An 11417-nucleotide genomic window follows, 5' to 3' on the forward strand; every position below is an offset into this window, starting at 1 on the left:
GCGATAACCATTTCTTCTCAAGGACTCCGTTTCAGCTTCGCTAGCGCGGCCGCCATGGTCTCGCGCTCGGGCGAAGGCTGATAGGCGGCGATGACTTCCTGAGCCGCGCCCAATTGCGCGTTCGCATCGCAGCCGTGGCCGGCCAGCCATTGCAACGCCACGAGAGGCTCGCCGGCGCCGAGGCGTTCGCCGAGCTCACTGTAGGGCAACGGATTGTCGGCGGTTGGCCGATAGACCTCGGCAAGACTCTCTCCGATCTCGCTCAGGGCCGCGGCGCAGAGCGCCGGCGTCGTATCGAGATCGAGTTGCGGCAAGAAGTGCAGCAGCACGAAGGTGTCCGAAGCCGCAGGAACTTCTTGCAGCCAAGCCACCGCGTCGGCGTTGCGATGGTCGAGCGCGCGGGCGCCGGCCAACAATCTCGGCCGATCGGCCGGATCGCTTTTATACAGCCCGTAGGCGAAATTCAGCCATGCGCGCAGCGTTGTTTTCGAGGTGAGCATCGAGACTTTGGGAGGATAATAAATGAGTTTCCAGCCTAAATTCTTGGGGTCGCGCGCCTCCACCAAATCCAACACATCGATATCAGACTTGCCATAGCTCCGCCCCAACGCCTCCCATTCCAGGGCTTGGGCGTCGCTTGCGCAGCCAAGGCTGATGAGCCATGGGATCGCGACCTTCGCGCCATAGAATTCGGCGGCGATTTTGTTGAAGTCCGGCTTCTCGCCCGGCTTCAAGGCGAGAGCTGCGGCGCGGCGCGACAGCAAGGCTTGCGCGTTCTGGCAAAGCACGGGCGTCGCATCGAGGTCGAATTGGTTCAACTCGCCGAGCGGAAACTCGTCGCGCGCCAGCATCGCCTCGGCGTCGCGTTGCCGGCTCGGCAGCGCCATGATTTTGGCGCGCGCCGTCTCCTCGACCGAATAAACGCCGCTATTCAGCAATGGAATCCACTGCGACAGATTAGCGTCGTCTGGCATTGCGGCGACCTTGGCCTCCAAAGCCGCTATCCCCGCCGCCACGGCGGCGTCGCCGTGAGTGCGCATCGCCTCCAGCGGAAAAATCGCCGCGCAGACCAAGCCGAGCGCGCCCAAAAGCCCGAAACCGGCGACCCGCTCCGGCACACGGGCTCGCAAAGGCGCAATCAAAGCCCAGAGGCAATAGGCGACGATGAGCGTTGGCGCCGCGGCGGGGACTGCCAATGCCCATAGGCCGGGAGAAACGCTGGGCTTGTCGAACAGGTCGGATGCCCTGAACATCGCGACAAAGGCGACAGGCGCGAGCAGCAATATCGCGATGCGCCCCGAAGCCGGCAACGCCCCGCCCACGACAGCCGTCAGCACAAGGGCGGCGAGCAAGAGGCAAAGCACGAAAAGGCCGACGACCGTAAAGGCCTGCGCTATGCCAGCGTGGTCGCTGCCGGCGCTGTGGGACAACCATGTGCTCAGAAGGAGGGTGAAGAACAGGCAAAGGAAGGCCAGCAACAGCCCAGCGACGAAAGCGGCGGTGGAAATGCGCAAAGGGGACGTGGTCAATCGCTCGCCTCCCGCTTGCCGCCACAAGCCAACGTTCTCCGAATGGCCGCCGGTCAGGCCAACAGATTGCGCAATTCCAGTGGCCGCTACAACCCGAAGCTCGGCTTTTGGAGCATTCCTTCCATTGCGCGGGATGCGGCGAGCAACCCCCACCGGGTCGGCTTCGGCCGTGCCACATCAGCGACCAAAGTCTATTGTGGCCCCTCGTTCATCCAGAACCGGCTAGTCCGTTCCCCACCCAAAGCGGAAATTCAAACTGACCCACTCCCGCGCGGACAATTCATTGACCAGTGGCGGCGGGTCATGAGATGCTGCGGGTGTTTTCCCAACGGAGAGCGGTCGTTGCGCAAAAAAAACGACGGTCGGAAGGAAAATCGGGCTTAAGCCATTGAAATCACACGATCGGCGACCCGATCTCGCCCTTCCGCGGCGCAGGATATCAAGGACTTAGCGCCGATTGGGCGCTTCCTTTTGCGTCCGTTCGGCTTCAATTGGCGGTTTTGGGAAGCAAAAGGCGTCATCGGCGCCGCCGCGCCCGCGCTGGCGCGCCTCTTCCCCCTTGCGCGATTCTGGGCTAGGGAGGGAACCGCTTTCCGGCGGGCGCCGTCCAGGCGCTTCCCGCCGCTTTACGTGAGGACGCTTCACGGCGCCGGGCGCCTGCGGAGCGGCCTTTTTTTGTGTGCCGGACATATCGGCTAGAATTCCTTGTCCGCCTCGCGGGCAAGCGCGGGGACCCATGCCGAAGCGGACAGATATTGCGACGATCCTCATCATCGGCGCCGGCCCGATCATCATCGGCCAGGCGTGCGAGTTCGATTATTCGGGGACGCAGGCCTGCAAGGCCTTGCGCGCCGAGGGCTATCGCATCGTCCTGATCAATTCCAATCCCGCCACCATCATGACCGACCCGGATATGGCGGACCGCACCTATATCGAGCCGATCACGCCGGAGATCGTCGCCAAGATCATCGCCAAGGAGCGCTACGCGGTTCCGGGCGGCTTCGCGCTGCTGCCGACCATGGGGGGGCAGACCGCGCTGAATTGCGCCTTGTCGCTCAAGAAAATGGGCGTGCTCGAACAATATGACGTCGAGATGATCGGCGCGACGGCGGCCTCGATCGACAAGGCCGAGGACCGCGAATTGTTCCGCGAGGCGATGACCCGAATCGGCCTCGAAACCCCGCGCTCGCATCATATCAAGACCTTGTCGCAGGCGCTTGTCGCGCTCGACGACATCGGCCTGCCCGCGATCATCCGCCCCTCCTTCACCATGGGCGGCACGGGCGGCGGCATCGCTTATAACAAGGGCGAATTCATCGAGATCGTCGAGCGCGGCATCGACGCTTCGCCGACCAATGAAGTGCTGATCGAAGAAAGCGTGCTCGGCTGGAAGGAATTCGAGATGGAGGTTGTCCGCGACAAGGCGGACAATTGCATCATCGTCTGCTCGATCGAGAACATCGATCCGATGGGCGTCCATACCGGCGATTCGATCACGGTCGCGCCGGCGCTGACGCTGACCGACAAGGAATATCAGATCATGCGCGACGCCTCTTTGGCGGTGCTGCGCGAGATCGGCGTCGAGACCGGCGGGTCCAACGTCCAGTTCGCGGTCAATCCGGCGGACGGCCGGATGATCGTGATCGAGATGAACCCGCGCGTTTCGCGCTCGTCGGCGCTGGCCTCGAAAGCGACCGGCTTTCCGATCGCCAAAGTGGCCGCGAAACTGGCGGTCGGCTATCTCCTCGATGAAATCGCCAACGACATTACGGGGGGCGCGACGCCGGCCTCGTTCGAGCCGACGATCGATTATATCGTCACCAAGATCCCGCGCTTCGCGTTCGAAAAATTCCCCGGCGCCGATCCTGTCCTGACCACTGCGATGAAGTCGGTCGGCGAAGCGATGGCGATCGGGCGCACCTTCGCCGAATCGCTGCAAAAGGCCCTGCGCTCGCTGGAGACGGGCCTCACCGGCCTCGACGAGATCGAGATCGAGGGCCTCGGCAAAGGCGACGATCACAACGCCCTGCGCGCCGCGATCGGCAAGCCGACGCCTGATCGCCTGCTCAATGTCGCGCAGGCGATGCGCGCGGGCATGAGCGTCGAGGAAATCCATGATGTCTGCAAGATCGATCCGTGGTTCTTGCAGCGCATCGCCGAGATCGTCGCGCTGGAGCAAAAAGTCCGTCGGCACGGCCTGCCCAAGGACGCGGCCAATCTGCGCAGCCTGAAGGCGGCCGGTTTCTCCGATTCGCGTCTGGCGGCGCTGACGGGCGTGGCGGAAGCGGATGTCTTGCAGGCGCGCCGCGCGCTTGGCGTGGCGCCGGTTTACAAACGCATCGACACTTGCGCGGCGGAATTCGCTTCGCCTACCCCTTATATGTATTCGACCTATGAAGCGCCTTTCGCGGGCCAGGCCGCCTGTGAGGCGCGGCCGACACAACGCGACAAGATCGTCATTCTGGGCGGCGGACCCAATCGCATCGGGCAGGGCATCGAATTCGACTATTGCTGTTGTCACGCCTGTTTCGCATTGAGCGAAGCGGGTTTCGAAACCATCATGATCAATTGCAATCCCGAGACGGTGTCGACCGATTACGACACGTCGGACCGGCTCTATTTCGAGCCGCTGACCGCCGAGGATGTCCTCGCCATTCTCGAAAAGGAGCGCGAACAAGGCACGCTCAAAGGCGTGATCGTGCAGTTCGGCGGCCAGACGCCGCTGAAACTGGCGCGCGCCATTGAACTTTCCGGCGCGCCGATTCTGGGCACTTCGGTCGATTCGATCGACCTTGCCGAAGACCGCGACCGGTTCAAACGTCTGCTCGACAAACTGGGCCTGAAGCAGCCCAAGAACGGCATCGCCTATTCGGTCGAACAGTCGCGCCTCATCGCCGCCGAGCTTGGTCTGCCGCTCGTCGTGCGCCCGTCCTATGTGCTGGGCGGCCGGGCGATGGCGATCATTCGCGACGAGACCGCCTTCGACAATTACCTTCTCGACACGCTGCCGGGCCTCGTGCCTTCCGATGTGAAGGCGCGCTATCCCAATGACAAGACCGGCCAGATCAATACGGTGCTTGGCAAGAACCCGCTGTTGTTCGACCGCTATCTCTCCGACGCGACCGAGATCGATGTCGACGCGCTTTGCGACGGCAAGGATGTCGTCGTCGCCGGGATCATGGAGCATATCGAGGAAGCGGGCATTCATTCGGGCGACAGCGCCTGTTCGTTGCCGCCGCGCTCGCTCAGCCCCGAGACCATTGAAAAGCTCGAGGCGCAAACGCGCAAAATGGCGCTGGCGCTCGATGTCGGCGGCTTGATGAATGTCCAATACGCCTTGAAGGACGGCGAGATCTATGTCCTCGAAGTCAATCCGCGGGCCTCGCGCACCGTGCCTTTCGTCGCCAAGGTGATCGGCCGCCCGATCGCCAAAATCGCCGCCCGGCTGATGGCGGGCGAAAAACTGGCGTCCTTCGAATTCAAGCTCGATGCGATCGACCATGTCGGGGTCAAGGAAGCGGTGTTTCCTTTCGCCCGCTTCCCCGGCGTCGATACGGTGCTTGGCCCCGAAATGCGCTCGACGGGCGAGGTCATGGGCCTCGACCGGTCGTTCGACATCGCCTTCGCCAAAAGCCAGCTTGGCGGCGGCACGAAAGTGCCGCGATCGGGGACATTGTTCGTCTCGGTGCGCGACGTCGACAAGCCGCGCATTCTGGCGACGGTCAAACAGCTTCTCGCGCTCGGCTTCAAGATTCAATCGACGGGCGGTACGACGCGCTATCTCCAAGCGAACGACGTTCCCGCAGTGAAAATCAACAAGGTTTCGGAAGGACGGCCGCATATCGTCGATGCGATCAAGAACGGATCCATTCAACTTGTTTTCAACACGACGGAAGGCGCTCAGGCCCTGGCCGATTCCAAGCCGCTGCGCCGCGCCGCCCTCTTGCATAAAACGCCCTACTATACCACTCTAGCCGGCTCGATAGCCGCGGCTCAGGGCATCAAGGCCTATATCGACGGCGACCTTGAAGTGCGGGCGCTGCAGGATTATTTTAGTTGACCATCGGCGCGAGATTTAGCGCGCTTTGATTGTAAAATCTCGACACTGCGAGTAGAGAGGACCGGGTAAGGATACGCCATGGACAAGTTTCCTATTACGATCTCCGGGCATGCCGCGCTTGAAGCGGAATTCATGCGGCTCCAGCAGGTGGAGCGCCCGCGCATTATCGAAGCGATCGCGGAGGCGCGTTCGCACGGAGATTTGTCCGAAAACGCCGAATATCATTCCGCCAAGGAAGCCCAATCGCATAATGAAGGGCGCATCGCCGAGCTTGAAGACAAGCTGCAGCGCGCCGAGGTTATCGACGTCTCGAAATTGTCGGGCGCGACGATCAAATTCGGCGCGACGGTGACGTTGATCGACGAGGACACCGAGGCCAAGAAGATTTTCCAGATCGTCGGCGAAAGCGAGGCCGATGTGAAATCCGGCCGTGTCTCGATCACCTCGCCGACGGCGCGCGCGCTGATCGGCAAGAAAGTCGGGGATAGCGTTGAGGTGAATACGCCGGGCGGCGGCAAGAGCTACGAAATATTGAAGGTCGCCTACGTCTGAACCGACTCGGGGGTCCGCATCGCCGCGCGATGCGATTCCCGGCCCGGGCTGCCGAGCTCGCCAGCAGCTTCGCGCAACGGCTGTCTGGGCGGATGGGGCTCTAGAGCGCGCGGCGAAAAAGTGGATGCCGGTTTTTCGCAAATCGCGCACGTTTTCAAGGAATCTAGAGCCTGTTGCGATTCAATTGAATCGCAACAGGCTCTGGAAAGCAGGGATGTCGGACTTGTTTCTTGCAAAGTGAAACGCTGCTCGCCAAGGGCGCGCGAGTCCTCGTCCTGAGTTCCGGCAAAGCCGGCCATGAGGCCAATAGCCTGGGCGTCGCCGATGCGCTCGGCGCGCCCTATGCGGTGCGCAACGTGGCGCCGCGCGCCTTGTTCGCCAGTCTCTCGCCCTATGGCCCGGTCGATCCCAGGGATCGGCCGGGCAGGGCGGGCTCCGTCTTCGCGCGACCCTTCCCGCATATCGTCATCGCCAGCGGCCGGGTGACCGTACCCTATATCCGCGCCATCAAGCGCGCCGCCGGGGACAAGGTTTTCACGGTCTTTCTGCAGGACCCGCGGTACTCCCGCGCGAACATGGATCTGATCTGGGCGCCCGAGCACGACGGCCTTGCCGGGCGCAACGTCATTTCCACTTTGACTTCGCCCCATCCCTTCTCGGCGGCCAGGCTCGCCGCGGCCAGAGCCGAGCCCGATCCGCGCGTCGCGATTCTGCCTAGCCCCCGCGCGGCGATCATCCTGGGCGGTCCTAGCGGCGCGCATGACTTTGCGCCGGCGGATGTCGCCAGATTGACGGCGGCGGCCGCGGCGATCGCCGCGGCGGGCTATAGCGTGATGGCGACGCCCTCGCGGCGCACGCCGCCTGAACTCGTCGAGGCGGTGCGTCAGGGCCTCGGCGCGGCGCCGGCCTTTGTGTGGGACGGGACGGGCGCCAATCCTTATGCGCAGATGCTCGCCCATGCCGACGCGATCCTGGTGACGGGCGACAGCGTCAATATGGTCGGCGAGGCGGCGGCGACCGGCGCGCCCGTCCATGTTTTGGAACCCTCGGGCGGGGGCGGCGGCAAGATCGCTAGGTATATCGATGCGCTGGAGCGGATCGGCGCGGTGCGCCGCTTTGCCGGGCGCATCGAGCGCTTTTCTTACGAGCCGATCGATTCCAGCCTGACGATCGCACGCGAGATCGCGCGGCGGTTTGCGGCGTCGGGGGCGGCGCCGCTATTGTCCGCCTCTTAGAGCGCGGCGAAAACAGGAAAAGCCATGGTCGGGGCGGGAACGGATCGCACCAAGGCCGCCGTCGCCGGCGGGCCCGCTATCGTGCTGGTGCGCCCGCAATTGGCCGTCAATATCGGCATGTGCGCGCGCGCCATGGCCAATTTCGGTCTTGACGATCTGAGATTGGTGAGCCCGAGAGAAGGCTGGCCGCGCACCGGCGCCAGGCGCAAGGGCGCCTATGCGGCGGCGGCCGGCGCCGTCTATCTCCTGGAATCGGCGCGCGTTTTCGACAGCGTCGAGGCGGCGATCGCCGATCTGCATTTTGTTTACGCGACGACGGCGCGCGAGCGCGGTCAATTGAAGCGCGTCGCCGCGCCCGCCGAGGCCATGGCCGAGAGCGCGGCGGCCTATGGGGCGCGCCAGAAGCACGGCATTCTGTTCGGCCCCGAGCGCACCGGCCTCGACAATCGCGAGGTCTCGCTCGCCGACGCGATCATTACCTTTCCGGTCAATCCCGCCTATGCCTCGCTCAATCTTGCGCAGGCCGTTTTGCTATGCGGCTATGAGTGGTTCAAGGCGGCGCATGGCGGGGCGCCGCCGCTTGCGGCACCCGAGCGGTCGGGGCCGGCGACGCGCGAAATGGTTCTCGCGTTTTTCGATTTTTTCGAGACCAAGCTGGACGAGCGCGGCTTCTTCCGCCCGGCCGGCAAGAAGCCGGTGATGCAGCGGAACCTGCGAAACATATTCCACCGCATCGGCCTGACCGAACAGGATGTGCGCACGCTGTGGGGCGCCATCGTCAGGCTGGTCGAGGGGCCGCGCGCCAAGGTGCAGACACGCAAACGCGTGCGGCAGAAGAAGCCGGAGGGCTGAGGGCGGGGCGAGTCAATGTTTCCGGCGGGGCAGCTATTCATCCGCTTTGAAGTCGGCGCATCGGTTAGTCAGTCTTCCGCACGCGCCTCCGCTGCTCTGCGTCAAGATGACTCGGTCGGTTCGCAGCCGCCGAAATCGTATTCGTCGAATACGGTTTCCACGACCGCGTACGGAGGCCCATCATAATTGCTGGGGTCAGATTGATCGAGTTTGATCGCGATTATCGTCCGAGTGCCGATATCCGTTACGCGCCAACGACCCGCGCCTGTCAGGAACTCCATGCCAATCCGAAAATCGGAATGTTCCATTTCACCTCGCAAAACGTAGCACAGCCTTGGAACGCCCGATATGCGTCTCCCTGCGAACCGGATCCGAATAATACGACCGATCCAGTGCTTTTCGACTTTCACGTCGCCCATCATCGGATTATCCCGCCTTTTGTCTCCGCTCAACTCGGCGGCGAAGCGGGCGTGAGAAACGATGTGTGGATTGCCCGCCGCCCGCCGCCGCGCTAAATGCTTGGCCCATGCCCGCTCCCGCCGATCGCCTCGTCATCGCCCTCGCTCAGCTCGCCGCCATCGTCGGCGATATCGAGGGCAATCTTTCGCGCCTACGCGCCGCCCGAGCAGAAGCGGCGGCGTTCGGCGCCGATATCGTCATGTCGTCCGAGTTATTTCTATCGGGCTACCCACCCGAGGATCTTGTTCTCAAACCAGCCTTCCAGGAAGCCTGCCGCACCGCCTGCGAGACTTTGGCGCGTGAGACGGGCGATGGCGGCCCCGCCGTGCTGGTCGGGCTGCCCTGGGTCGAGAATGGCGCGCTTTACAACGCCTACGCCTTGCTCGACGGCGGGCGGATCGAGGCGGTGCGCTTCAAGGTCGACCTGCCCAATTATGGCGTGTTCGACGAAAAGCGCGTGTTCACGCCCGGGCCGGCGCCGGGGCCGATTTCATTTCGCGGCGTTCGCATCGGCATCCCCATCTGCGAGGATATCTGGGGGCCCGATCCCGTCGAATGCATCACGGAGACGGGCGGCGAAATTCTCCTGGTGCCCAACGCCTCGCCCTATGAGCGCGGCAAAGTCGCGACGCGGCAGAATATCGCGGTGGCGCGGATCGTCGAGAGCGGTCTGCCGCTCATCTATCTCAATCAGGTCGGCGGCCAGGACGAGCTGGTTTTCGAAGGCGCCTCTTTCGCGCTCAACGCCGATCGCTCGTTGGCCGTCCAATTGCCCGCCTTCCGGCAGATCGTTGCGCGCACCGTCTGGGAGCGGGACGAAAAGGGCTGGCGCTGCGTGGAAGGCCAGCGCGAGATTGTCGAAGAGGGCGACGAGGCCGATTACGCGGCCTGCGTGCTGGGCCTGCGCGATTATGTCGAGAACAACCGCTTCCCCGGAATCGTGCTGGGGCTGTCGGGCGGCGTCGACTCCGCGCTTTGCGCGGCGATGGCGGTCGACGCGCTGGGCGCCGCGCGCGTTCACGCCATCATGTTGCCCTACCGTTTCACTTCGATGGAATCGCTCAAAGACGCCGCCGATTGCGCGAAGGCCTTGGGCCTGCGCTACGACATCGTGCCGATCGCCGAGCCGGTCGAGGGGGTGGAGCATGCGCTCAATGAGCTATTCGCCGGGCGCCCGCGCGATATTACGGAAGAGAACATCCAGAGCCGCGCGCGCGGCTTGATCCTGATGTCGATCTCCAACAAGTTCGGGCCGATGGTGGTCACCACCGGCAACAAGTCGGAAATGTCGGTCGGCTACGCCACGCTCTATGGCGACATGAACGGCGGCTTCAATCCGATCAAGGATCTCTACAAGATGGAAGTGTTCCGCCTCTCCGCCTTGCGCAACCGCTGGAAGCCGGCGGGCGCGCTGGGGCCGGACGGCGAGGTGATCCCGACCAACATCATCGTCAAGCCGCCGAGCGCGGAGCTGCGCGAGAACCAGAAGGACGAGGATTCGCTGCCGCCCTATCCCGTTCTCGACGCCATCCTGCAGGGCCTCGTCGAAAAGGAAATGCGGCTCGCCGACATTATCGCGCAAGGACACGATCCCGCGACGGTCCATAAGATCGAGCGGCTGCTGTATCTGGCTGAATACAAGCGCCGCCAATCGGCGCCGGGCGTGAAAGTGACGGCCAAGAATTTCGGCCGCGACCGCCGCTACCCCATTGTCAATCGCTTCCGCGATTCGGGCGCGCCGCTGCTAGCTCCCGATGCCGCGATCGCGCCGCGCGGGCAGACGGGGACGAGCGAGCGGTTCGAGGAATAGGTTCAGGCATTCCCGCCAAGCGCGGCATTGATGTCGGCGAGCGTGATCATGAGCGTCATCGGTTCCAGCGGCGAGGGGTCGAAACCGAGCGCGAGATAGAACGCCTTGGCATCCTCCGATACGGCATGGACGAGGACGCCGCGAATGCCGATGATTTCGGCCGCGTTGGACAAGCGAAGCGCCGCGTCGCGAAACAAGGCGCGCCCAATGCCCTTGCCTTGCCAGCGCCGATCCACAGCGAGGCGGCCGAGTACGGCGACCGGGATCGGGTCGGGCATGTTGCGGCGGAAACGACCGGTCGCAGCCGAGACATTCACGCCGCCCGAGGCAAGAGCATAGTAACCAATCACTTGGTCGCCCTCGCAGACGACGAAGGTGCGCGATGCGCCGTTCACTTGATTGGCGCGTGCGCGGCGCTTCAGCCAGTCGTCAAGCGCTGCGACATTGGAGGCGAAGGAGGATAAGTCGTGGCGATTGGTGAGCGGCGTCGGCGCCGTCAGCGTCACGGCGTGTCCCACGGCGCCTTCGTCGCCAGCGTGCGACGCAACCGATCGTTCGGCTGCGGCGGCGCGTCGAGCCGTGCAAGGAATTGCGCATATACCGCCGGATTCGCCGAGAAGACTGTGCGTTCGAGCAAAGCGTCTTCGGCGGCGCGACGCGCTGCTTCAAGCATGAAGTCGGTGCGCGTTTTGCCGAGCGCTTGCGCGGCGCGGTCAATCAGGCCCCGTTCTTCGGCCTTGATCCGAATATTGAGCGTATCGCGAGCTGTGGCGCTCGGCTTAAGCAAAGCTTGCTTGGCCTTGGTCCTCTCCGTCGGGCCCTTGGTGGCTGTCCGCGGCATGAATTCTCCTGTCGTCCATCGATCATAACAGAAGGTATAGACATTGTCATTACGGATTGGATGGTCGAACGATCATGTT

Annotated in this window: 9 protein-coding genes; 6 read left to right on the forward strand and 3 right to left on the reverse strand. The window is 63.5% G+C overall.

Annotated features, from left to right (window positions below):
• Window positions 1-17: 17 nt before the first annotated feature.
• Entirely contained in the window at window positions 18-1529 is a 1512-nt protein-coding gene (locus GSQ90_RS11070) for a hypothetical protein (protein WP_158814873.1), read from the reverse strand.
• Window positions 1530-2265: 736 nt separating this feature from the next.
• On the opposite strand from GSQ90_RS11070, the gene carB reads away from it, so the two are divergent.
• From carB to GSQ90_RS11100, 6 genes are all read left to right on the forward strand, one after another.
• The gene (gene carB, locus GSQ90_RS11075; RefSeq protein ID WP_158814874.1) at window positions 2266-5589 is read left to right on the forward strand and encodes a carbamoyl-phosphate synthase large subunit; all 3324 of its coding nucleotides are present in this window, start codon (window positions 2266-2268) and stop codon (window positions 5587-5589) included.
• 78 nt (window positions 5590-5667) lie between these two features.
• Window positions 5668-6141, forward strand: a complete 474-nt coding sequence (gene greA / locus GSQ90_RS11080; RefSeq protein WP_158814875.1) for a transcription elongation factor GreA — start codon at window positions 5668-5670, stop codon at window positions 6139-6141.
• A 230-nt stretch (window positions 6142-6371) separates the two neighbouring features.
• Window positions 6372-7376, forward strand: coding sequence for a mitochondrial fission ELM1 family protein (locus GSQ90_RS11085; RefSeq protein ID WP_246731529.1), 1005 nt, complete (start codon window positions 6372-6374; stop codon window positions 7374-7376).
• 24 nt (window positions 7377-7400) lie between these two features.
• Complete coding sequence (locus GSQ90_RS11090) at window positions 7401-8228, forward strand: RNA methyltransferase (RefSeq protein WP_158814876.1); 828 nt, start codon at window positions 7401-7403, stop codon at window positions 8226-8228.
• 200 nt (window positions 8229-8428) lie between these two features.
• Complete coding sequence (locus tag GSQ90_RS11095) at window positions 8429-8743, forward strand: hypothetical protein (RefSeq protein WP_158814877.1); 315 nt, start codon at window positions 8429-8431, stop codon at window positions 8741-8743.
• An 11-nt stretch (window positions 8744-8754) separates the two neighbouring features.
• Window positions 8755-10497: an NAD+ synthase gene (locus GSQ90_RS11100; protein ID WP_158814878.1), complete on the forward strand. Its 1743-nt coding sequence runs from the start codon at window positions 8755-8757 to the stop codon at window positions 10495-10497.
• A gap of 2 nt (window positions 10498-10499) precedes the next feature.
• Here the strand turns inward: GSQ90_RS11100 and GSQ90_RS11105 are convergent, their stop codons facing one another.
• Together GSQ90_RS11105 and GSQ90_RS11110 are read right to left on the reverse strand one after the other, a co-directional pair.
• A complete protein-coding gene (locus tag GSQ90_RS11105) occupies window positions 10500-11003 on the reverse strand; it encodes a GNAT family N-acetyltransferase (protein ID WP_158814951.1) in 504 nt (167 codons plus the stop codon).
• The gene (locus tag GSQ90_RS11110) at window positions 11000-11338 is read right to left on the reverse strand and encodes a DUF1778 domain-containing protein (RefSeq protein ID WP_158814879.1); all 339 of its coding nucleotides are present in this window, start codon (window positions 11336-11338) and stop codon (window positions 11000-11002) included. Before GSQ90_RS11110 ends, GSQ90_RS11105 begins: the two co-directional genes overlap by 4 nt.
• Window positions 11339-11417 lie beyond the last annotated feature (79 nt).

Source organism: Methylocapsa sp. S129 (genome assembly GCF_009765995.1).
Taxonomy (GTDB): Bacteria; Pseudomonadota; Alphaproteobacteria; order Rhizobiales; family Beijerinckiaceae; genus Roseiarcus.